The 23,603-nt window shown below is 47.0% G+C and carries 24 protein-coding genes; 5 read left to right on the top strand and 19 right to left on the bottom strand.

What is annotated here, in order from left to right:
* A partial coding sequence (locus C1I60_RS25660) for a BclA C-terminal domain-containing protein (RefSeq protein WP_434784398.1) occupies positions 1–428 on the top strand: 428 nt, incomplete at its 5' end.
* Positions 429–623: 195 nt separating this feature from the next.
* On the opposite strand, the gene C1I60_RS14685 is transcribed toward C1I60_RS25660, so the two are convergent.
* The 7 genes from C1I60_RS14685 to C1I60_RS14655 form a co-directional block, all read right to left on the bottom strand.
* Positions 624–1,193 carry a manganese catalase family protein gene (locus C1I60_RS14685; RefSeq protein ID WP_137062409.1) on the bottom strand — a complete coding sequence of 190 codons (570 nt, stop codon included), beginning with the start codon at positions 1,191–1,193 and terminating at the stop codon, positions 624–626.
* 33 nt (positions 1,194–1,226) lie between these two features.
* Positions 1,227–1,661, bottom strand: a complete 435-nt coding sequence (locus C1I60_RS25655; protein ID WP_137062408.1) for a spore coat protein CotJB — start codon at positions 1,659–1,661, stop codon at positions 1,227–1,229.
* Position 1,662: 1 nt separating this feature from the next.
* A complete protein-coding gene (locus C1I60_RS14675) occupies positions 1,663–1,887 on the bottom strand; it encodes a spore coat associated protein CotJA (RefSeq protein ID WP_137062407.1) in 225 nt (74 codons plus the stop codon).
* 194 nt (positions 1,888–2,081) lie between these two features.
* Positions 2,082–3,437: a hemolysin family protein gene (locus C1I60_RS14670; protein ID WP_137062419.1), complete on the bottom strand. Its 1,356-nt coding sequence runs from the start codon at positions 3,435–3,437 to the stop codon at positions 2,082–2,084.
* A 99-nt stretch (positions 3,438–3,536) separates the two neighbouring features.
* Complete coding sequence (gene yfkAB / locus C1I60_RS14665; RefSeq protein WP_137062406.1) at positions 3,537–4,667, bottom strand: radical SAM/CxCxxxxC motif protein YfkAB; 1,131 nt, start codon at positions 4,665–4,667, stop codon at positions 3,537–3,539.
* Positions 4,668–4,763: 96 nt separating this feature from the next.
* Positions 4,764–5,924 carry an HD-GYP domain-containing protein gene (locus tag C1I60_RS14660; RefSeq protein WP_137062405.1) on the bottom strand — a complete coding sequence of 387 codons (1,161 nt, stop codon included), beginning with the start codon at positions 5,922–5,924 and terminating at the stop codon, positions 4,764–4,766.
* On the bottom strand, positions 5,878–7,332 hold the full coding sequence (locus tag C1I60_RS14655; RefSeq protein WP_137062404.1) for a bifunctional metallophosphatase/5'-nucleotidase: 1,455 nt from the start codon (positions 7,330–7,332) through the stop codon (positions 5,878–5,880). The genes C1I60_RS14660 and C1I60_RS14655 overlap by 47 nt, the downstream gene beginning before the upstream one ends.
* A 317-nt stretch (positions 7,333–7,649) precedes the next feature.
* Here C1I60_RS14655 and C1I60_RS14650 point away from each other — a divergent pair, with 317 nt between their 5' ends.
* The gene (locus C1I60_RS14650) at positions 7,650–8,714 is read left to right on the top strand and encodes an HD-GYP domain-containing protein (protein WP_137062403.1); all 1,065 of its coding nucleotides are present in this window, start codon (positions 7,650–7,652) and stop codon (positions 8,712–8,714) included.
* A 169-nt stretch (positions 8,715–8,883) separates the two neighbouring features.
* On the opposite strand, the gene sufB is transcribed toward C1I60_RS14650, so the two are convergent.
* The 6 genes from sufB to C1I60_RS14620 form a co-directional block, all read right to left on the bottom strand.
* Positions 8,884–10,281, bottom strand: coding sequence for a Fe-S cluster assembly protein SufB (gene sufB, locus C1I60_RS14645; protein ID WP_137062402.1), 1,398 nt, complete (start codon positions 10,279–10,281; stop codon positions 8,884–8,886).
* 33 nt (positions 10,282–10,314) lie between these two features.
* A complete protein-coding gene (sufU, locus tag C1I60_RS14640) occupies positions 10,315–10,734 on the bottom strand; it encodes a Fe-S cluster assembly sulfur transfer protein SufU (RefSeq protein ID WP_137062401.1) in 420 nt (139 codons plus the stop codon).
* Complete coding sequence (locus tag C1I60_RS14635) at positions 10,724–11,947, bottom strand: cysteine desulfurase (RefSeq protein WP_137062400.1); 1,224 nt, start codon at positions 11,945–11,947, stop codon at positions 10,724–10,726. Before C1I60_RS14635 ends, sufU begins: the two co-directional genes overlap by 11 nt.
* The gene (sufD, locus tag C1I60_RS14630; RefSeq protein ID WP_137062399.1) at positions 11,944–13,248 is read right to left on the bottom strand and encodes a Fe-S cluster assembly protein SufD; all 1,305 of its coding nucleotides are present in this window, start codon (positions 13,246–13,248) and stop codon (positions 11,944–11,946) included. The genes C1I60_RS14635 and sufD overlap by 4 nt, the downstream gene beginning before the upstream one ends.
* Before the next feature lie 23 nt (positions 13,249–13,271).
* A complete protein-coding gene (gene sufC / locus C1I60_RS14625; RefSeq protein ID WP_014280665.1) occupies positions 13,272–14,054 on the bottom strand; it encodes a Fe-S cluster assembly ATPase SufC in 783 nt (260 codons plus the stop codon).
* 540 nt (positions 14,055–14,594) lie between these two features.
* Entirely contained in the window at positions 14,595–15,065 is a 471-nt protein-coding gene (locus C1I60_RS14620) for a Dps family protein (protein WP_137062398.1), read from the bottom strand.
* Between the two features lie 312 nt (positions 15,066–15,377).
* Between C1I60_RS14620 and mtnK the strand changes: the two genes are divergently transcribed.
* On the top strand, positions 15,378–16,601 hold the full coding sequence (mtnK, locus tag C1I60_RS14615; protein WP_137062397.1) for an S-methyl-5-thioribose kinase: 1,224 nt from the start codon (positions 15,378–15,380) through the stop codon (positions 16,599–16,601).
* A gap of 5 nt (positions 16,602–16,606) precedes the next feature.
* Entirely contained in the window at positions 16,607–17,716 is a 1,110-nt protein-coding gene (gene mtnA, locus C1I60_RS14610) for an S-methyl-5-thioribose-1-phosphate isomerase (RefSeq protein ID WP_137062396.1), read from the top strand.
* A gap of 138 nt (positions 17,717–17,854) precedes the next feature.
* Here mtnA and C1I60_RS14605 read toward each other — a convergent pair whose 3' ends face one another.
* Positions 17,855–18,157 carry a YunC family protein gene (locus C1I60_RS14605; RefSeq protein ID WP_137062395.1) on the bottom strand — a complete coding sequence of 101 codons (303 nt, stop codon included), beginning with the start codon at positions 18,155–18,157 and terminating at the stop codon, positions 17,855–17,857.
* A 171-nt stretch (positions 18,158–18,328) separates the two neighbouring features.
* Between C1I60_RS14605 and C1I60_RS14600 the strand changes: the two genes are divergently transcribed.
* Positions 18,329–18,733 (top strand): Rrf2 family transcriptional regulator, encoded by a 405-nt coding sequence (locus C1I60_RS14600; RefSeq protein ID WP_137062394.1) that lies wholly within the window; start codon positions 18,329–18,331, stop codon positions 18,731–18,733.
* A gap of 203 nt (positions 18,734–18,936) precedes the next feature.
* Here C1I60_RS14600 and C1I60_RS14595 read toward each other — a convergent pair whose 3' ends face one another.
* The 5 genes from C1I60_RS14595 to C1I60_RS14580 form a co-directional block, all read right to left on the bottom strand.
* Positions 18,937–19,611: a VOC family protein gene (locus tag C1I60_RS14595; RefSeq protein ID WP_137062393.1), complete on the bottom strand. Its 675-nt coding sequence runs from the start codon at positions 19,609–19,611 to the stop codon at positions 18,937–18,939.
* 45 nt (positions 19,612–19,656) lie between these two features.
* Positions 19,657–20,763 (bottom strand): TolB family protein, encoded by a 1,107-nt coding sequence (locus C1I60_RS14590; RefSeq protein ID WP_137062392.1) that lies wholly within the window; start codon positions 20,761–20,763, stop codon positions 19,657–19,659.
* A 198-nt stretch (positions 20,764–20,961) separates the two neighbouring features.
* Positions 20,962–22,431, bottom strand: coding sequence for a sensor histidine kinase (locus C1I60_RS14585; RefSeq protein WP_137062391.1), 1,470 nt, complete (start codon positions 22,429–22,431; stop codon positions 20,962–20,964).
* A 158-nt stretch (positions 22,432–22,589) separates the two neighbouring features.
* A complete protein-coding gene (locus C1I60_RS25650; protein WP_235332350.1) occupies positions 22,590–22,703 on the bottom strand; it encodes a putative holin-like toxin in 114 nt (37 codons plus the stop codon).
* Positions 22,704–22,784: 81 nt separating this feature from the next.
* A complete protein-coding gene (locus C1I60_RS14580; protein WP_137062390.1) occupies positions 22,785–23,441 on the bottom strand; it encodes a hypothetical protein in 657 nt (218 codons plus the stop codon).
* Positions 23,442–23,603: the final 162 nt, after the last annotated feature.

Below are 23,603 nucleotides of genomic sequence, written 5' to 3'. Positions count from 1 at the left end.
CCACAGGTATCAATATCACCGCTACGAATGCTTTTGTAGCGAATACAACGGGCGGACTGATTACCGTTCTGCTTGGCGGAACGAATGTGACTTTTCCAGGCCCGCCTCAGACGCTGAGCGGAAGCATTACCATTAACGGAACAAATGATGTAGTGACCCTGGCGAACGCCGGAACCTACTACATCAACTATGAGCTGAATACAACAGTTGGTCTTCTTCTGAGCAGCCGTTTGCTTATTAATGGCGTGCAAGCTCCAGGCTCCGTCCTTTCGCCTGTGGTCTCCCTGTCTTCTTACATCAATGACGTTATCGTTAACGTAGCCGCCGCAACAACCGTCAGCGTACAATTTTTCGGGGCCGTAGGTGCAGCTACCCTAATTGGAGGGGGCGCAACAGGAGCGTCACTAACCATCATCCGACTTAATTAAGATGTCACGAATCTGCAACTGGCTCAGTTTCTGCCTGATCTGTTTCATGAGATTATTTCTGTTCACCTAGATAAACTAGACAACATGAAGGGCGCTTCCATGCTGAAGTGCCCTTCGTAAAAATCACAATTTCTTCAAAAGAAAAATGTCTCCTGCAAGCTTTCGCTTACCCAAGAGACATTCACAATGCTTCCATTAAAATACTTTCTTCCTGTCTCGTTCCCCCTTCAAAATTTCCACAGACTCGTGGAAACGGAGCGAATGGATGATCTCGCGTTCACGCAGAAACTTCAGACTATCCTGCAAATCCACATCATCTGTCAAATCAATCAGCCACTGATATGTAGCTCTCGCCTTTTCCTCTGCCGCAATATCCTCATACAAATCCGCGATTGGATCGCCCTTGGCTTGAAAATAGGTCGCTGAAAAAGGAACTCCGCCTGCGCTTTGATAATACAGCGCATGATCATGTGCCGCATAATATTCTCCCAGCCCCGCCGCCTTCATTTGCTCTACACTCGCATCTTTGGTCAGCTTGTAAATCATAGTCGCAATCATTTCGAGGTGCGCAAATTCTTCCGTACCTATATCATTAAGTACGCCGATCACCTTATCGGGAATCGTATACCGCTGATTCAGATACCGCAAAGCCGCCGCCAGCTCGCCATCCGCCCCGCCATACTGCTCCATGAGCAATTTGGCCATATGAGGATCACATTTGCTGACACGTACGGGATATTGCAGCTTTTTCTCATATACCCACATTCATGTTCCTCCTTTATAAAAGGTTGTACCTACCTATACCTGCCACGGCCAAGGGGATTGGCTCCATTCCCAAGGGTACTTGGAATAGGCACGGCCAAAATTTTGCAGAGGTCCGTACAGGAGCTGGTACTCATTGGCAATCCCCGTCCTTTCCTGCGTCAGCTTATTGAACTGTTCGATAGCCTGTAAATCATCCGGGTGCGTATTGAGATACAAATTCAGTTCCACCAATACAAAATCCACCGTCTGCAGCTTCTCCAGCAGCGCATAAAACTGTGCATCACCCGGCTTGGTCTGAGGCGCATAGCCTTGGTACGGGTTTCTGTCGTTCTGATTGTAGCCCTCAGTATGGTCTTGCTGTTGATACGGGTTTGCAAAGGGGCTTTGGTACGGGCTCTGCTGCTGGTTCTCAATCTGGTTTCGATGCTGAGGCTGGTTTTGGGCCTGACCTTGATTTGGATAATCCATTTTACTCGCCTCCCCCCTGGTTTCTCCTACAGTCATAAGGGCTGTACAATAAGGGCCACAGCGTTCCCTTCCTTAGTGCCTCCTCCGGACTGAATTGAGGTAGACCTGGGGGCTGAAATTGTACAAACAGGTTCGGTGGCAGCACAAAGGTTTTGCACAAAACGGGCGGGCACGGATCGAACGGACCGACAAACGGGGCAAACTCACCTTGCTGTGGAAATTTCACGGGCCGGGACCTCCTTTAGTTGATCCAACTGCTTTACTATTCATCATATGCTGCATGGCCCAAATCTCGAACACAAAATTACAGATAAAAAAGAACCTTCAAAACCACGATAACGTGGAAATAAAGGCTCTTGCTTTTACACTCTATAATAGCTTTCATACCGAAACTAAACCTAATCATATCTATGGATCAGGTTAGGTTTCATTGGTAGAAAGTTCATCTTCGATCACAGGGTCAGGCTGGCGGTGAATCCTTACTCTCATAATACGAAGCCTTGTCGCTTCCTCCACCTCAAAGGTCAGGTTATAGAACTCAATCTTTTTCCCCTTCACCGGGCTGCCCTCCAGTTCTTTAAACAGCCAGCCCCCGATGGAATCCACTTCATCGTCTTCAATGTTCACCCCGGTCAGATCGTTGACATCCTCAATGAGCATTCGGCCGTCCACCGAAATGAGGTTATCCTTAATCTCCACGCTCGGGCGTTCATCCTCAAATTCATCGTAGAGATCCCCGACGATTTCCTCCAATATTTCCTCCGCTGTCAGCAGCCCGGCTGTTCCGCCGTACTCATCGACCACGAGAGTCATCTGGGAATGTTTTTTCTGCATAAGACGCAGTACGTGACTCACTTCCATAGATTCTGGCACATTCAAAATAGGACGCACCACCGAGGCCAGATCCAATTGCTCGCCCTGCTCTGCCAACAGAAAATCTGTAATATGAACAAAGCCGATAATCTGGTCCTTATCCTCAACCGCTACCGGGTAGCGAGAATGCTTGGTATCACTAATGATTTTCAGATTTTCCTTATACGATAAATTCGTATACAAGCAGTCCATATCCGTACGTGGAAGCATAATTTCACGGGCCAGCAAATCGGAAAAATCAAAAATATTGTCCATCAGCTTGATTTCGTCTTTATCAATAACACCGCTTTTGGCGCTCTGATTCATCAAGATACGGATCTCTTCCTCCGAATGCGCCGCTTCCGCTTCACTTGCAGGCTGGATACCGAACGCCCGTAATAACAAATTGGCAGCAGCGTTCAGCACCCAGATGACGGGCAAAAAGATCTTGTAAAAAAGCAGCAAAGGAGCGGATAAAAACAAGGCCACACCTTCGGTTTTCTGGATGGCCAAAGACTTTGGAGCCAGCTCACCCAGTACAATATGCAAAAAGGTAATCACGCAAAATCCGACGACAACGGATACCGTTGTAATCAGTGTACTGTCAGTTACACCGAGTTTGTGCATGAGTGGCTCGATCAGGTAGCCGGATATTGCTGGTTCACCAATCCAGCCCAAGCCCAATGAAGCCAGCGTAATGCCTAATTGGGTGGCGGACAAATACGCATCCAGCTTCTGGTTTACCTTTAACGCATAGCCTGCCATCCGATGCCCCTCACTTTGGAGCTGCGTCAATCGGGATTGGCGCATTTTGACCAGCGAAAATTCCGCCGCCACAAATACACCGTTCAGAAAGACGAGCAGCAGTACCAAAAGAAGATTCACCGTTAGCAATCCCCAATGAAACTCGGTATGACCTTCCAATACAAACTCCCCATTTCTATAGTTTGCATTTTGCATCATTTGACTTGCAACGCTCCATGGTATGATTGAAAGTCGCTAATTTGGATTTATGCAAAATGCTCATAGTTGTAATGCTTTTCTGGATTTAAAATCGACTCCCTTGTAATACATATCCGCTACAAGCAGATTCGGTCCGCAGCAGGCAGCGGCATCACAATGACAGTTCACGGACTGATTCAACGGATGCTCATTCAGCCATTCACCGAAAATATCGTCCAGACCGCGCTCCTGAATATTTCCGAAAGCCGGAATGTCTGCGAAATCCGTCACATATACGCTGCCCGTGAACATATTCACATTTACGCGGTTTCTTCCGTCCGGATCATTACGCACCGTAATATTCGGTTCCTGACGCAGTCGGCGAAGCAGCTTGCGGTCTTCCTCTCGATCTGAACAAGCAAAGAACGGGAGCGTACCAAACAGCATCCACATATCCTGATTACGCACATCCAGCAGCTTATGAATAGAGCTGCGCATATCGTCAAGTGAAAGGACAGGCAAGGCAGAGGCAAAATTCGATGCATACATCGGATGAACCTCATGCCTTTGACAGCCCATTTCATTAATCAATTGATGAATACCATCCAGCTTCGTGTGTGTGCGGTAATTAATCATGGATTCGGCAGAAATGAACATCCCCATTTCGCTCAGCTTGCGGGCATTTTCCACCATTTTCTCATAAAGGCGAACAGCCCCCGCGCGAGGGGTCGGACGTCCGGTATTTGCAAAGCCCACTTCATAAAAATCGTCGGCATTCAAATAGTTAAACGATATATGCATGACATCCAGATAGGGAAGCATCTTCTCATATCTACGGATATCCAAGGTCAGGTTGGAGTTGATTTGCGAGCGAATGCCACGCTCTTTGGCATATTTCAGCAGCGGAACGATCACTTCGTCCACCGTTTTATCGAGCAAAGCGGGTTCTCCGCCTGTCATACTGATCGTCTCCAGATGCTCGACTTCATCCAGTCGTTTCAGCATCAGATCTAATGGGAGGAAGGGAGCCTCCTTCATAACAAGCATGTCGCCCACAGCACAGTGCTCACAGCGCATATTGCACAGATGTGTCACGGTCATTTCCACACTTGTCAGCAAATGACGGCCATGTGTACGCAGCGAAACAATCGGGTCCCATGGATCATACGCTGGCGATATTTGTGGAAGTGTGTTGTTTTGTAGAACTGTCATTATTTTTCACCTTATTTCTGTTATTAACCTCAAAAGACGTATGAATATCATATCATGATGTGTAAAGTGTCTGCATGATTTCTTCCACTTCATCTGCTAATCCACGTGAACTGCTCCAAGGGGGTTAGCCGTAGCACCCAGAGTGTTGGTAATCATCACCGAAAGAGATACGGACAGATCCACATCGTAAGGCGCTTTCAGTTCCTGCCCATCGCGATCCCTCACAATGCGAATAACAGGCCTTTGCGGGATTTTGGAGTGTATACGCACCACAACCCCTTCTTCCCCTGTATTGAGCATTACGGAGAGCCCCAGCGGGTATATAGCTACACAATCGCGGAATGCCTCCAGCATCCGTTGCTCATACAACGTGCCCGCACCGGCATACAGCACCTCCATTGCTTCATAGGGCAACAATGGCTGCTTATATATTCGACTTGCTGTCATCGCATCATATGAGTCTGCCAGACCAATCCATTTGGCGTATTCGTGGATTTGGTCCTTCTTCCAGCCATTCGGATATCCGCTGCCGTCGATACGTTCATGATGCTGTAATGCACAGTGAGCCGACAGCAGGGGAATCCCCGGTTCGTCTTTAAGCAGCTTATAGCCGATCACCGTGTGCGTTTTCATATGCTCGTATTCCTCGTCCGTCAATTTGCCCGGCTTATAGAGCACTTGAGGTGAAATTTTCATTTTACCAATATCGTGCAATAGTGAACCTATGCCCAGCTCCATAAGCTGGTTGTTATTGTATCCGTTGGATATTCCCAGTACAAGTGAATACAGACATACATTCAATGAATGATGATACAGATCCTGATCTGCCGCCCCGATATCCATCAGCATAATGACGGCATCCTGACGGCCTCCGATATCGTCCAGAATGGACTCCATCACCTTATAAAATGACTTGCCAAAGTATTGGTGCTTATGATCTACGGAGTAGGATGACAGACCCTGAAACTGCTTCTTGATCTCCTGTAGCGCCATCTTCCTCGTCTGTTCATGGATCATCTCGGGAATTACGATATCTTCGGTCACCGCATCCTCAATGTATACATATCCAATTCCGACTTGACCTAGACGTTCAATCAACCGCGAAGTAAGCTCAACATCCTCCGAGAGCAGCACCATTCCATTTTCATTGTATATTTTTTTGCCCAGCTTCATGCCGGCTCTTAATAATGTAACAGGTACCAGTCGCAACTTAATCCTCTCCCGATTGTTGTGATACCTGAAGCCACCTAGCTGCAAAACACTCTTCCATCGCGCCCGGACGCTTCAACTCCATTTCAATCAAATCCCGCAAAAATTCTGGAAGCATAAATCGGAGTTCCGTTCCGTTCGCAAGCACTTCATAACCTGCTCTGAAAGTGAACATATCCAACGTGCCTACCGCATATTGCTCATCTTCTTCCAATAAACGACCCGCTACACGTATATCCGTCACTTTATCATAAGGAACGCGTGCCGGATCATATTGAATCTCCAGACCTTCCACACACATCGTACCAAGCACTTTACCTCTAAAGCCAAATCCCGTTATTTTCTTGTCCGCAAATTCCGGTAGCAAGGACTGCTCCAGCGCCAGCCGGATGTCTCTTCCCCACAGCTTCATGACACAGGTATTAATTGGCGAAGGGCATAAGGAATGCAGCATTCCTTTGCTGATATCACCTTGAGGTAAAGGGCCAAGCAGTTGGCCCGCATTCACAAGAGAAATAGCGGTTCCCGTAAAATGTGACACCGATTGTGCCAGCAAATTTCCGAAAGGAGACTCACGATCATACGCAATCTCCAGCTTACGATTCGCCACCGCCACCGTACTCTCCATGGCACGTTCTGCCTGTCTGCGATGCAGTACAATGGCAGATGCCACCTTTTCGTCCAGCAGTGTGTGATCTACAGGAACTACGCCGCCTGACGTAACCCGAAATGGCTCATGACTACTGTTGCGGCTTAGCGCCACTTCACCCAGTAGCGTTCCATACTTGCCAGCCCCACATAGAGCTGTGCTTCCGATCCACAGCGGTTCCTCCAGCACATGATGGGTATGCCCTCCAAGAATCACGTCAATCTCAGGAAACCGCGATGCCAGTTTCTTATCCGAAGGTAAACCCAAATGCGACATCACAGCCAGAACATCAACCTGCTTTCTCAGGGACAGAATTTGCTCGTCCAATACCTCAAACGGATCGAGTGCATCCCAGCCCAGCAATTGATAGAACTCGCCGAAAGGAGCCGTCACGCCAAGCAAACCGACCTTGATCCCTGCTTTGTCCAAAATCAGAGATTCCTTCATCCACGATGGTCTTACCCCCGTGGCACTCTCTATCATATTGCCGCATACGACCGGGCAGTGAATTCCCGCATAGGCCTGTTCAAGAATATCCGGGGTAAACGTCAGTCCTTCGTTATTACCGATCGTAATCGCATCATATCCTGTTAGATTGATCACATCCACATTTGCCCCACCCAGCGTTCCTTCCGTTTCGGGGGCCATCCGGTCCATGTGATCTCCCATATCCAGCGCAAGCAGCGTATCTCCTGATGTGGCTCTCCGTTCTTTAATCATCGCGGCTATCGAAGGCATACTGCCAAAATGACTATGTATATCATTGGTATGCAAAATGGTTAACGTTTGCTGCGTCGTCATCTCCATAACCGCCCTCCTCTATAGTTTATATATCGACTCTGTTGCTTCTAATGTTTAAGCATACCATGTTATTTCCCATTATGGTACATGTCAGTGGGGGGGCGCTACAACTGACAATTTAGCTACTGTGTTGTCTCAAGATACAGGCACGGGAGAAGCAAAGTCACAATGCCTCGTATGCCTCTGAGAAGAGACGGGTTCCTGGGACCTATTTTACAGCTAGGAATAATAGTGAATTAGTCGTTGTCATCCCATATTATTCTTGATATATTAGGTTTGCTTCGTATTTTCGACAAATTTACGACAATAAGGAGGTTAAGCGCATGAGAGTTCACGTTACCGATGCCAAGCCAGGAGATCTTCTCAGATCCGATACATACAATGAACACGGTGTACCCGTCATGATTCGGGGTACCCAGCTTCAGCACGACGATATCTCCAAGCTCATCATGCATGGTGTTGAGTACATCGACATTGATGCCGGTTCAGCGAGTATTCCGGTTGACTTTGCCCCCGATGTTCCCGCTTCTCCCGAATCCCTTAAACGTGCCGTTCCCCTCATGGAGCAGACTATTCATGGTTTTGAAAGCATGTTTCTCAAAGCTGCCTCAACCGGCAAATTTGATGAATCTCGAGTCGATGAGCTGCTCAGCCCCCTCGTTTCAGAGCTGGCTCATCAAAAAGATGTCGTATCTCTGCTGCTCATCATGGAACGGGGAGATCACTATACGTACAATCATTCTCTCCAAGTGGGTGTACTGTCATATTACATTGCCACATGGCTTGGATATACAGAAGAAGAGGCCTATACCGCTGGTAAAGCCGGATATTTACACGATATAGGCAAGTCCATGATACCGGATGAGATTTTGAATAAACCTGGTAAGCTGACGCCTGAAGAATTTAAGGAAATGAAAAAACATTCCCTCTACGGCTATGATATCATTCGCAACTCAACAAGTGATGAGATTTCGGCAATCGTCGCCCTGCAGCATCACGAAAGAGAAGATGGAAGCGGATACCCGAACGGACTGTTCAAGAAGGATATTCATCCTTTCGCCAGTATTACGGCAGTTGCAGACGTATATAGCGCTATGATCTCCAACCGTGTGTACCAGACGAAGCAGGAGCTGCTCACCGTACTGCGCGAGCTGCACAGCATGAGCTTCGGACTTCTGAACCCGGAAGCCACCCAAGTCTTCATCCGGCATATGCTTCCGAACTTTATAAACAAGCAGGTCCTTCTGACTTCGGGTCAGACGGGAACGATTATTTTGAACAATCCTGCCGATTATTTCAGACCTTTAGTGAAAATTAATGAAAATGAGTATATAGACTTGTCCAAAGAGCGACATGTATCCATTGATGAAATTTATCTGGAATCCTAATCTGCGAACTCGTTCTGCTCATACACAGACTACGCGAATAAAAAGAGACTGTCCTTGATCCGCAGGTTCTTCCCTACGAAGGACAGTCTCTTTTTATGTTACGGACAAACGCCTGATAAACATCATCGCATCATGGCTCAGCCCCAACAAAACCCTCGTAAAGCGAGAATTATCCTATGGAACCTTCCATTTCAAACTTGATCAAACGATTCATCTCGACCGCGTACTCCATCGGCAGTTCTTTGGTGAACGGCTCGATAAAGCCCATAACGATCATTTGTGTCGCTTCCGCTTCGGTCAGGCCACGACTCATCAGATAGAACAACTGATCCTCCGATACCTTGGAAACCGTTGCTTCGTGCTCCAGCGTAATATCGTCGTTCATGATTTCATTATAAGGAATTGTATCCGAGGTCGATTGATTATCCAAAATCAACGTATCACACTTGATATTCGATTTTGCCCCTTGAGCCTGACGACCGAATGAAGCCAGTCCGCGATACGTTACTTTACCGCCATGCTTACTGATGGACTTGGATACAATCGTCGATGTCGTATCAGGTGCCAAGTGGATCATTTTCGCCCCTGCATCCTGATGCTGGCCCTTGCCTGCAACTGCAATGGACAAGACCATACCTTTAGCTCCACGGCCTTTCAGTACAACCGCCGGATATTTCATCGTCAGCTTGGAACCGATGTTACCATCGACCCATTCCATCGTTGCATTTTCTTCTGCAACCGCACGTTTGGTCACCAGATTGTAGATGTTTGGCGCCCAGTTTTGGATCGTTGTGTAACGAACACGCGCGTTTTTCTTACAAATGATTTCCACCACGGCGCTATGCAGCGAGTTCGTGCTATAAATCGGAGCCGTACAGCCTTCTACATAATGCACGAAGCTGTCTTCGTCGGCAATAATGAGCGTACGCTCGAATTGTCCCATATTTTCCGAGTTAATACGGAAGTAAGCCTGCAATGGAACTTCACATTTTACACCCTTCGGTACATAGATAAAGCTTCCGCCTGACCATACCGCACTGTTCAGTGCTGCAAACTTGTTGTCCGCAGGAGGTACAACTGTCGCAAAATACTCTTTCAGAATTTCAGGATGCTCACGCAGCGCCGTATCGGTGTCCATGAAAATAACGCCCTGATCTTCCAGCTCCTTTTGCATGCTATGGTAAACAACCTCGGATTCATACTGTGCGGATACACCAGCCAGAAACTTTTGCTCCGCTTCAGGAATCCCCAGTTTATCAAAGGTTTCCTTAATTTCTGTAGGAACCTCTTCCCACGTTTTCCCTTGCTTCTCGGAAGGTCTTACATAATACTGGATATCGTTGAAATCCAGCTCATTCATGTCCCCGCCCCAGTTTGGCATAGGCATTTTTTCAAACTGTTTTAGTGCTTTCAGACGGAATTCCAGCATCCATTCTGGCTCATCCTTAATTTTGGAGATTTCCTTTACGATTTCCGGAGTGAGACCCTTACCTGTTTGGAAAATGGATTTGTGCTCGTCACGAAAGCCATATTTATACTCTTCCATTTCCGGTGCTTTCTTGGCCATGTTTCTCAAACCTCCTCTATTCTAGTAAAATTATTATTCTTCATCTATTCCTTTGCGCAGCGCGTTCCAAGCCAAAGTCGCACATTTGATACGGGCCGGGAACTTATTGACACCTGACAAAGCTTCCAGCTCTTCATAATCGTCGAACTCGACGGCTTCACCCTTCATCAGAGAAGAGAAGCGACTCGCCATATCCAGCGCCTGATCAATCGTTTTTCCCTTAACCGCCTCTGTCATCATCGAAGCCGAGGACATACTGATTGAACAGCCTTCCCCTGTAAAACGGGCATCCTCGACGACGCCGTCCTTCGTCTTAAGCTGAAGAGAAATCCGGTCGCCACATGTAGGATTGTTCAAATCCACCGTGACCGCGTCATCCTCAAAACGTCCGCGATTCCGCGGATTTTTATAATGATCCATAATTACACGTCGGTACAAGTCATCAAGTTGCATCGCCAAAATACTCCTTCGTTTGGATTAAGGCGCTGATCAAAACATCGACTTCCTCTTCCGTGTTATAGAGGTAAAAGCTGGCTCGCGCCGTTGCACTGGCTTTCAACCAGCGCATCAATGGCTGGCAGCAATGGTGGCCTGCACGTACAGCTACCCCTTTACTATCCAGCACGGTCGCTACATCATGCGGATGTACATCATCCAGATTGAATGTTACGAGTCCCACATGACGTTCAGCAGGACCGTAAATCGTCAAGCCATCCACTTCACGGAGACGTTTGAGAGCATAGTTGGCCAGACGGCTTTCATGCTGTGCAATTGCGTCCAATCCGATGCTTTCCAGAAAATCAATGGCAGCTCCCAAGCCGACAGCTCCGGCAATGATCGGGGTTCCGCCTTCGAATTTCCAAGGCAGCTCCTTCCATGTGGATTCATACAATCCCACATCGTCGATCATTTCCCCGCCGAACTCAATCGGCTCCATGTTTTCCAGCAGCGCCTTTTTGCCGTACAATGCCCCGATCCCTGTAGGACCACACATTTTGTGACCCGAAAAGGCATAGAAATCAGCATCTATATCTTGTACGTCTACTTTCATATGTGGCGTGCTTTGCGCACCATCTACGACGATGATCGCACCTTTGCGATGGGCAATAGCGGCAATCTCCTTGACCGGGTTCACAACACCAAGCACATTGGAGACATGCGTGATCGCTACAATTTTTGTGTTTTCAGTGATGGTATTCTCCACGTCAGCAAGATCAACGCTACCGTCCTCTTGAAGCGGGATATATTTTAAAGTTGCGCCTGTGGCTTTGGCTACCTGCTGCCACGGAATCAGATTGCTGTGATGCTCCATCGGTGTGATGACAATCTCATCACCTTCCTGACAGTTGGCTCTGCCATAGGAAGAAGCAACCAGATTCAGCGCCGTTGTCGTTCCTCTTGTAAAAATAATTTCCTGGCTGCGCTTCGCATTCAGAAAGCGGGCTACCTTCTCCCGCGCACCTTCATAAGCATCCGTAGCACGACTACCTAAGGTATGCACTCCACGATGAACGTTCGAATTATCATATTCGTAGTAATGCTTGATCGCCTCGATGACCGCCAGCGGTTTTTGCGAAGTGGCCGCATTATCCAAATAAACCAGCGGATGACCGTTAATCTCCTGATGTAAAATCGGGAATTGTTCACGGATCAATGCAGTATTCATTGGCCTAACTTCCTTTCAACAAGGCTTTGCAGCTGCTGTTGAAGTCCTTCGAGCGGAATTTCAGAAACGACAGGTGCCAGGAAGCCATAAATAATCAAGCGTTCAGCTTCTGCACGGCTAATCCCGCGGGACATCAAGTAATACACTTGTTCACGATTCACCTGACCGACCGAAGCTGCGTGACCTGCGGTCACATCATCCTCATCAATCAGCAGGATTGGGTTAGCGTCACCACGCGCTTTCGGGCTAAGCATAAGAACACGTTCTGTTTGCTGACCGTCTGCTTTGGTAGCACCTTTTTCAATTTTCGTAATACCGTTAATAATGGAAGATGCATTTTCACGCATAACTGCGCGTGTAATCATCTGACTGGCTGAATTTTTGCCAAAATGCTGTGCTTGTGTCGTATAGTTCAGCTTTTGCGAGCCAGAGCCTACAGCAATAATCTTGGCATCCGAGTTGGAGCCGTTGCCTTTCAGCACGGACATCGTGTTGCTCGCTGTATTGCCGTAGTTCATTTCTCCGACAATCCATTCAATAGCTGCGTCATTACCCAACGTAGCACGGCGGATCGAAATATCCGTTACTTGCTCTCCAAGCTGATGCACCGATGCATAACGCACCTTGGCTCCTGCATTCGCTACCACTTCTACTGCGCCATTATGAATGACAGGTGCTGCCAAATCCGCAGATACATAGTTGTCTACGTACGTTACGGAGCTATGGCTTTCAGCAATGAGCAGTACGTGAGGGGCAAAGGTTGCTGTCGCATCATCTGTCAGGAAAACAGCCTGAAGCGGAACATTTAACTCCACATTCTTTGGCACATAAGCGAATACTCCACCGTTCCAAAGCGCTGCATGCAGCGCGGACAATGAATTTTCGTCCGTCTTAATGACCGTATTCAGATGAGCTTTAACTAAATCACCATGCTCCTTAACCGCCGTTTGCAGATCCGTGAAAATAACGCCTTGCGCTGCCAGTTCCTCGCTCAGCTTCACATATACCGCGCCGGAGTTGCGCTGGATAATCAGACCGCCCTCCTGCTGCTCTTTGACCAGATCGGCAATCGCTGCGGGAACCTGCCCCACCGATGCAATCGCCTCGCTGTTTTTATGTTGACCGTAATCGTTGAGATTCCAACGTTCGATTTTGGTTTTTTCAAATACCGGAAGCTCCAGTTTGCCTGCAAGCTCAAGTGCTTTTTGTCTGTCTGCGGTCAGCCATGACGGCTCGCCGTTACGTTCGGACAGAACGCGCAGTTGCTCGGAATCTACCGGAAGGATTGTTTGTGTACTCATTAGTTTTCCTCCTCGCTTCCGGCTTACGCCTCTTGTCCTACAGTTTCATCAACGATACCCAGTTCTTCCTTGATCCAGTCGTAACCGTCCGCTTCCAGACGCTCAGCCAGCTCAGGTCCACCGGATTTAACGATACGTCCTTGCATCATGACATGTACGAAATCTGGCTTGACGTAATTCAACAGACGCTGGTAGTGAGTAATGATGAGGAAACCGCGCTCTTCGGAACGCATAGCATTGACACCACTAGCCACGATTCTCAAAGCGTCAATATCCAAACCAGAGTCGATTTCGTCAAGAATGACGATTTTCGGATCGATCATCATCATTTGCAAAATTTCATTCCGTTTTTTCTCACCACCGGAGAAACCTTCATTTAGGTAACGGTGAGCAAACTCAGGATTCATTTCAAGTTCCTTCATTTTGCTTTCCATTTGGCGGATAAATTTAATCAGGGAAATTTCCTGTCCTTCTTCACGGCGTGCGTTAATTGCACTTCGCAAAAAGTCGGAGTTGGTTACCCCTGCAATTTCACTCGGATATTGCATAGCCAGGAACAATCCCGCACGTGCGCGCTCATCCACTTCCATGTCTAGAACGTCTTCTCCGTCCAAAGTTACTTGGCCATCTGTGACTTCATATTTGGGATGCCCCATCAAAGCAGAAGCCAATGTACTTTTACCCGTTCCGTTAGGACCCATGATGGCATGGATTTCTCCGCCTTTCATTTCGAGGTTGATGCCTTTCAGAATTTCCTTGCCTTCAATGGTCGCTTTGAGACCTTCAATTTTAAAGTTTGTAGCCATATTCGGAATACCCTCCAAAATTAGTAGTGTGGTGTCGAAATCAGAAAGTATATTCAAACAGGGGAGCCCCCTGATTTCAAGCAAACGAAATATTTAAAAATTTATTTATAATCATTCTAAACTGATTCTCAATGATTCTCAAGCTATTTTATAATAAATATCTTTAAGGGTGCAACCAATAGACACACGTTATGCGACTTTCTTCATAAAATATTCATGCTACTCAGCACTCTTGTCGTGATTGTCTGCCTCCTATTTTTATTATAGCGTAATTCTTCATCATACCGCATATCCAATCATAATCGCTTCCCATTTGGGAGTTTGCTAAAATCCAATAAGCGAATGGAATCGAATTTTTCAAAATCCTGATCTATGAAAAAGCATTAAAATACTGTAAATTGTCTTTTTATCCATAAAAACGCTACCGACAATTTGACGTCAGTAGCGTTTTTACATGTAGCGCTTATTTCAGAACAAAAACCCATCTATTTGAAGTGGAATTCAACTACCAGAATTAAGCCTCCAGCATCATTTTTTGGATTAGCCCAGATAAGAGCGAAGCATCCACATATGTTTCTCCAGATCTGCCTTATAACCAATCAGCAAATCTGCGGTTGGCTGATCAGATGTACTTTCAGCCAGCTCAATTCCTTCCTGGAATTCCTCACAGACAGTGGCAAAGTCCTCGATCAGCGTTTGCACCATTTTCGGTGCATCCTCATTGCCACTTGCCTCGTGAATGGAGGACAGCTCCAAATATTCTTTTAGCGTTGCGGAAGGGGAACCTTTCAGCGCCAGAAGGCGTTCGGCGATCTCGTCCATTTTTAGCGTAATTTCATTATAAAGTTCTTCAAATTTAACATGGAGTGTGAAAAAATTGGAGCCTTTCACATACCAGTGATAGTTATGAATCTTCACATATAGTACATTCAGGTTAGCGACCTGGCGGTTTAATAGCTCTTCCACCGATTTCGTTTGCGTATTTTTCGAGTTGCTTGTTGTTTTAGCCATAATAAATCCCTTCCTTTTTCATCAAATTGATCATTCAGGAACGTTTACGTATTCATCCACCGTCCTGCTGACGGGAAGACGCCAGCGGGCATGATATTTCGCCTGCCGGACGTCTGTTTATTATTTACCCTTCTCATATGAAGACGAAACAAAATCTAACGTTCCTTCCTCCTATTCCGCCGCCCCACAAAAAAAAATGTACAAAACTCAAACGATTTTCGTTATACTTGGCTCTATCCAAGCAAAATGGTTGGTTTAATCTTGTAGTATTTCTCATCATTGATGTATGCACAATTTATGGAGGTGACTTCGTTGTCCCAATATCATGCTTTAACGACAGAAGAAGCAATAGAATTTGTGAAGAACATCCCCGGATTTTTTAGTCAGGATGCTCGTCTGGAATGCCGCGAAATCGGTGATGGCAACCTGAATCTGGTTTTTCATATAACGGATTCTGAATCTGACAAGAGTATCATTGCCAAACAGGCGCTTCCCTATGTGAAAATCGTGGGGGAATCCTGGCCGCTGTCACTGGATCGTGCCCGTATTGAACGCGAGGCGCTTCAGCAGGAGCATCACATTTGCCCTAAGCTGGTTCCAGCGGTACTCGGCTATGACGATGAACTCGCCTTGACCGTGATGGAGGATCTAAGCTCGTATACAATCATGCGCAAAGGATTAATTGAAGGAAACACATATCCGCATTTTGCTGACCATATTGGAGAGTTTCTGGCACGTACGCTCTTTTTCACCTCGGATCTGGGCATGAATCAGCAGGACAAAAAAGAGCTGGTCAAGCGCTTTATAAATCCGGATCTTTGTAAAATCACCGAGGATCTTATTTTGGACGAGCCCTATCGGTATTCAGACAATAACAACTATGGTTCCTATATCGAAGACGAAGCAGAGGCGCTTCGTACAGATCAGGCCATTCATCTGGAAGTAGCTTTGCTGCGCGAGAAATTTCTGACGCGGACAGAAGCGCTTCTGCACGGTGATCTTCATACAGGCAGTATTTTTGTAACAGCGGAGTCCACTAAAGTCATTGATCCCGAGTTTGCCTACTACGGACCGATGGGCTTTGATATCGGAGCGGTGATTGCCAACCTGCTGTTGAACTATGTAGCACAGCCTGGATGGACTTCTGGCGAGATAGCTGTACAGGAACGCCGTGACTGGCTTTTAGTGACTTCCATTCAGGTATGGGAGCAGTTTGAGAGCAGGTTCCGCAAACTGTGGGACGAGCATGTTACTGACCACATGGCCCGCACGCCGGGATATCAGGACTTGTACCTCCAGAAAGTGCTGCAAGATACGATTGGCTTTGCAGGCTGCAAGGTCATCCGACGAATTATCAGCTTGTCGCATGTGGCCGATATAGACACGATTGCCGATCCTGCGATCAAGGAAGCAGCGGAAAGACTGGCGTTATCTATAGGAAAAGCCTTGGTTCTCCGCAATCGCGAGGTGCATTCGATCCGTGAATTGGGAGACATTATTCAGACAGCAACGGCTGCCCAAACTAAAGGAGCTTAATGGATATGAGTGAAAATAAAGAAACTGCGACTAAAGCTTCCAATGAAGCAATCGTGCCTGGTCAGGCTCTCTCGTCGCTGGTGTGGAAAAGTGACTACTTGTCCATGCTGGACCAGCGCCTGCTGCCCGAATCCATCGTGATGCTGGAGCTGTTCACAGCCGAGGAAGTGTGGGATGGCATCCATGCCATGAAGGTACGCGGTGCGCCAGCCATCGGAATGGCTGCGGCCTACGGCGTCGTGCTGGGTGCTTCCGCTTATGGCGGAACCGATGCTGCTGGATGGCTGGCACATGTGCACAGCATTTGCGAGCATTTGGCTACATCACGACCGACCGCAGTGAACCTGTTCTGGGCGCTGGACCGCATGAAGAAGCGGGCCAAAGAACTAACCGCCGAAGCGACGGAAGGACGGGTCGAGGATTGGAATGCCGGATTGGAGCGTGAAGCTATATCCATTCAGGCAGAGGATGAGGAAGTATGCCGCCTGATCGGCGTCCATGCTTTACCTCTATTCCAAGACGGTATGGGCGCGCTCACTCACTGCAATGCAGGCGGACTGGCGACAGCGAAATACGGGACGGCACTCGCTCCTATGTACCTTGCACATGAAAATGGCATACACCTGAAAGTGTTTGCCGACGAAACACGTCCCGTGCTCCAAGGCGCACGCTTGACCGCGTTTGAGCTTCAGCAGGCTGGCATTGATGTGACCCTGCTGTGTGACAACATGGCAGGGATGGTCATGGCCAAAGGCTGGGTTCAGGCCGTCATCGTCGGCACGGACAGAGTGGCGGCTAATGGCGATGTCGCCAACAAGATCGGCACTTACAGCTTAGCTGTGCTGGCCAAGGCACATGGCATCCCTTTTTATGTAGCTTCACCGCTATCTACGATTGATTTGCATACTGCTACAGGCGCAGACATTCCCATCGAGGAGCGTCCTGCGGAGGAAGTCACCGAAAGCTTCGGCAAAAGGACAGCCCCACAAGGCATCAAGGTCTATAACCCTGCTTTCGACATTACGCCTCATGAATACATTACCGCCATCATTACCGAAAAAGGGATCGTCAAAGCTCCCTTTAGCGACAGCCTGCCCGCTTTATTTGCGGATTAATTCATCTGCCAGGCATGCAGCCCATATGAAAGCGAAATCGTTTTACTCGATAAAATGTAACTTTTCTATTGAAAAAACCGGAGCGAAGCAGCCCCGGTTTTTTCGCGTTTTTCTACCTTCGTGCAGCAAATGCTCCACTTAGACCAGCTTCAAAAGTGCCTCATACCCCGGCATACCCGGCTTAATTCCAAGCTGCTCCGCTTCCGTCGTCACTGACTCCATGGGCGCTTCCAACAATTCGCACAGCGTTTTTACCCCCACAGCTCGTGCGGCAAGAATTTTCCGATCTCCCAGCCGTTCATTCAGCAATCCGACATCCAGTGCGCCGCACATGATGTAACCACGGGAGTTGGAGATGGTCAACAGCGTTGTTTTAGGCAGTTTGACCTCAACTCCGATAAATGTATGCTCGCCCACTTGTACGGGTTCCATGTGTATCATTGTTCTCACTGCACCTCCTCTTTGTTCATCCGGGATATTTTATGCAGTATTTGCGGGTGAGTGTGGACACCTGTGGATACGTATTAAATAAGAGCATTCGAAATTTGACGATGCCACATTATGAAGGATATTATATATAGATTAAATCCTGAATTGAGGTGATCAACGAGCATGAAGTATTCTAAAGCGACGAATTATGCCCTTCACACCATGCTCTTTCTGGTAGTATCAACCCCTAAAAATAAGCCTGTTGGTGTACAACAGTTGGCGGATCGACAAGGGGTTTCCCCTACTTACTTGTCCAAAATACTGACCAAGCTGGTCAAGGCGGGAATGATTGAATCTACTTCGGGTGCCAATGGCGGTTATAGATTAAAGCGGAACTGGGAGGATATTTCGTTTCTAGATGTTATTCATGCGATTGAAGGCACAACTTCTTTGTTCGACTGTTGTATGAATCATGAAGCAGAATGCTTAATTCAAAAAGTAATGGTTACAGCGGAGACCAAAATGGATGAGCATCTCAGGAATCAAAAGTTATCCGAGCTTGCCAAAGACATAAAAATGGTTCTCTGAGCCCTATTTATTTCGGGATAATTATAGATATAACAACCCTTTTATATATTTTATGTGAATAGTATGGAGAAACGACTTGGAGCATATGCAGAGTACAGAAATCAAATAGCTTATACTGTATATAATATTATACCAGTGGCCCATTTTAGGGCCACTTTGTTTACAAAAGTATGCCTTTGGGCTAATCCCCTTTATCTAATTAATCAGATTGATCTCAATTCGTACAAGCCATTTTGAAGCGAAAGACTGGCAGAACCTGCACCTTTAATCACGACCTTGGTGTTGAACCCGCATGGCACCCTATCGTCCGGGAACCAAGGCCGCTCCTTGTCTATGACAATCAATAGTCCTTCCGCGTCCCCGAGCGGAGTAAATTGCTGCCCGGCCTCACCCCATGAATCAATTTGGAACATTTCTGTAATTTTTTCGCAAAATTCTGGAACATTATCGACTGGAAGGCCAATCTCACTTATACGAAGTAGATGCTTTGACCCGAAGGCTTCATCTACTCCGTTGTCGAGCGAATGGTGAGCAATGAACTCGATGAGGTTATGATCCGGATCATAGAAGTAAAGTGCTGTTGCATTCCAGCCTTCGAAAAGAAACTCATCCTCTCCGCTTCTTGAAATCAATGAGATGCCCCGTTCAATCACCCATTGTTTTGCCTCTATGAACTTATTGGTTGGAATCGCAAACGCAACGTGATAAAACTCATTCTCCATGAGGGAATTTTCCTGAAAAGCAAGAACTGAATCGCCAGCTCCAAATGACAACCGTGAAGTGGTTTCTTCTAGAACTTCCATACCCAAGAGAGAGCCGTAAAAAGCTTTCGTGGCTTCGAATCTGTGTGTATTTAAGAGCACTTCTGTTATTTTCATCGCATTCATCCTCCTCTTAATATTCCCAAAATGAATGATTTTGGTTCAAGACAACTTGATTACATAAGCCGTAGATTGATATCCAGTGCCCTTCAAGACCCCTGTTGGAATGAGCAGCTTTTTACCGAAAGGGCTCCAGCGTAGCTGGTCACTTATACCATTATCGCCCAAGACCGGAGTTTGCTCCCCTGTTTCTGCTTCTGTAATGAAAATACGGTATTTATCTCCATCCTCTGAAACCGCATAGGCCAGCTTGCTGCCATCCGGCGACCAGCTTGTACCGAACAGTTGCATACCCGTAGCCAATGTGGACAGCTCTTTCCCTTTGATATCGCAGAGAACCAATACGTTCTCCCCGGGTTTGGTGTGTTTAACAACCGCCAGCTTGCTGCCATCCGGGGAAGGAAGGACCACCCAGACATCTTTTTTCAGGACTTCGGATTGCCTAGTTTCTGTATCATAGGTGATCATTTCCCCCATAGCGACATAGTAGATCGTATTTCCCGACTGAGCCACGCTAGAAACACTTCTCTGTCCAGTCTTGACCGCGACCTCACTTTTTCCATTCACATCAGCCCTGATAATGTCCCCTTCCATATTGGGAAAAATAACGTGACCTGTATCCTCCCATACGCCTTCCCCGGCCATAAACTCTGCATCGACCATTTTCACGGAAACGCCAGTTTCAAGATTCATGATGTAGCCGATTCCTGTGGACTCATACAACTGCTGATAGAGCATATGCTTCCTGTCAGGGGACAGCTTGGCAAATCCATAGCTTTTCTCCCCCTCTAGCAGCGGCGTCTCCCCATTGGAAGCAAGATCATATTGATAGAGGTTATGTGGATAACGTTTTTCTCCCTCAATCATCACGGGGGACAGCTTCCTGTTCTCTTTATCAACCACAAGCGTGTCTTCACTCACCCAATCCATCCCGCGCACACCCTCAATCTTGGAAATGCCCTCCAGCTTTAACTTAGTGTATACGGATTCAGCGGTGTTATCCATCACGGTAATCTTTTTACCGGACTTCTCTACGACCTGCCGGGCCTCCGTGTTTCCCGTAGAACAAGCAGTCATCGACATAAGAGTCGCCGTGGCGAGCAGTATGAGTCCTGTCTTGACCAGCTTGCTGTAGATATTTGCGTTCATTGCATGATTCCCCCTAAAGATTTGTAGAGCATGGACTGATTGAATTCGTTTCGTACAAACCTCGCTTTGGAAACCTAATCTTGAGTGGTGTGTAACCTTAGCTTGCTCTAAGCATACCGTAGAAGTTTTTCCAAACCACGGCTACTTGTTTCCAAGTTGTAAACTTATGGAGTAGCTTTGATACAGAGTACAGACCTATCAAGATGTGGCCGGAAAAGTCAGCTCGAAGACCGAGCCTTTGCCTTCCGTCTCCAGCAGCATAATGCTTCCATTCTGCTTCTCAACCAGATTGCGCACCAGTGACAGTCCCAGTCCCGTGCCGCCCGATTGCCTGGATCGGTCGCGGTTGACCGTATAGAAGGGCTCAAAAATCCTCTCTCTGGATTCATCAGGAATGCCTATACCGGAATCACGGATCGTGATCGTTACCCGGTTGTCCCTAAGCTCGCTGTGAACATGAATCGTTCCTTGAGGAACATTATATTTGATCGCATTGTCCAGCAAATTAATAAAAATATGCATAAAACTCTCTTTATCAATCCAGATGTGGGCTGGCTCCGCATCGCAGGAAATAGTGATACCAAAGCGCTCCGCCTTGCCGCTCATACGTGCACAAACATCCCTCAGCCCCTCTGCAACCTCCAACAGCTCGGCCTGTGACTCAAAATCATATGTTTCCAGCGCCGACACCTGTAGCACCTTCTCCACCATTTCATATAGCCGCTGAGTTTCTTTGGTGATGCTGGCCTTGGCCTCCAGCAGTAGCTTGGGATCATCGTCGTACATATTCAGCAAATCCACGTAAGCTTTAATGGAGGTCAGTGGCGTCTTGAATTCATGGCTAATGTTGCCGATATATTGCTTCTGCTGCTTCTCCAGCGCCTGGAGCTTGTGGATGGCCAGTTGCAGCTTCCGTTGCTCTTCATCCTTGGCAGCAATACTCTGCTCAATCTCCTTGCTCATAAAGTAAATGCCCTCGGCCAGCTCGCCCAGTTCATCCTTTCGCCCAATTGGAGGAGCCTGGATATATTCGGCACGGCGGATATCCTCTGCCGCCTTTTTCAACCGTCCAATGGCTGCGGCTGCACGGTTAAAATACAAATATCCGATGATGAAGCTTAGTAAAAGGACCGCGATCCCTGTAGTCAGGAACAAATTCTGGAGGGTTCGCAGAAAACTCTGCGAGTTTTTGAGTGAATATTGCAACTTTACTACCCCCATTTGCTCCTCAGGCCCTTGGAGCGGAGCCAGATACAGGAGTGTGTCCCCCACAACCTCATATGCTATTTTATTGTGCAACGCATAGGCCAGGGCAGCATTCACTTCACTTTGCTGGTCTACCACTGGAGGGTCTTGAATAGTGGTGCCTACCTGGAGTCCCTGCCCATCATAAAGCGTGACTCCCAATCCGGTAAATCCGGCCAGTTCCGTAGCCAATCCCCGGCCCCGCTGCCTCATAAATATCTGCTGCTCCAACCTCGTTCCTGTATAGAAAGTCTGCTTCACTCGCAGATTAACCGTTTTGACGTGTTGGGCCAGATAAGCCTCGATTTGAGTTAGCTGGTTCCTTTCCACCCCTTGAAGAACAAAATAGCTTAGCACGCCTAAAGCGAGAATAAGCAGTACAGCCAGGAACAGACTAAATTTCAGCTTGATGCTAATTCTCATGGATAATCACCGCTCATCTTTTCTTTATTTATCTCCTTTTATCTCACTCAAAAACTTGTTATTTACATTCAACGCTGAAAATTGAAGCAGCACATCCTCTTCATCCAATACCTTACTTTTTGCTATTTTCAAAACATCAATACCCCATCCGCTTTCATCTACTTCTTTTGGTTATGGTTCAATGCAACGACAATTGTGATGACTAATCCGATCAGCGTCACCAGCAATGTACCAAACATTATCATTAATGTCAGCGCCTCTTTAACCTCCACAGGCATCACCTCCTTGGCAGGAGACTAGCCGACCGCCCATCTAAGCCAATAGAATGGTTAAAAACATGATAGCACACGATATTAGTAGCCTGAAACCAAGTCTCTGGCTTCATCTTCTGCCTTTTCAATAGCTTCAGCTAAAGTCATTTCAGGTTTCACTTGTTTGTACTGAATGGCTTTGCTATATGTACCCCCTGCCTCGGTCCACTCCCAATATGTATGAACATCCACAGACTCCAAAAAGTAGACCGATAACGCCTCTACAGGGTTTACAGCATATAAATCCATGAACTTCTGGTTTGAAAGCTGATCGCGCTTAAGAAATTCATTTTTCATATTGTATAATAGATTTAATACAGCTTCGTCATTCACATTCACAATACGATTCACAAATGCATTGCGTCTTTCCACGTTATTCAATATGATTTGGATAGCGTTGCGTATACGCCAAGCCTTTGGGCCAATACTGAGCATATGAATTAAATCGTTTGTAGTCAGGTCAGGATGAAATGGAGCTGGCTGAATGATTCGTGTCCACACTTTATCGCTCCCATGCTCAAACACTTGAATTGCATCCGTTACATTCATCCCAATGGTCTGCCATTGGCGGTCAAGGGCATCTGTAATGTGATAGTAGTGCAGCCCGGCTTCTTCGTTTTCTTCTGTCTGCTCCCAAACCTGTCCCATACGAACAATGGTTTTGATGGCTTGTTTGTTGGTTTTAGTGTTTTGCATCATGGTATCTCCCCCAATTCTATTTTTGGAAAAATGGCAATAGCAAAGCCAAGGGTACGTTGTACATCCCTTTGATAAAATGATAATATATTACGAACCAATTGCACTTTCATGGTGCAACTTTATATAAACACAATATATCACATGCACTTTCATAGTGCAATA

The organism is Paenibacillus terrae, assembly GCF_005217525.1.
Classification (GTDB): domain Bacteria; phylum Bacillota; class Bacilli; order Paenibacillales; family Paenibacillaceae; genus Paenibacillus; species Paenibacillus terrae_C.
The sequence above is the reverse complement of the archived record's forward strand: the minus strand, read 5'-3'. Positions and strand labels throughout refer to the sequence as shown.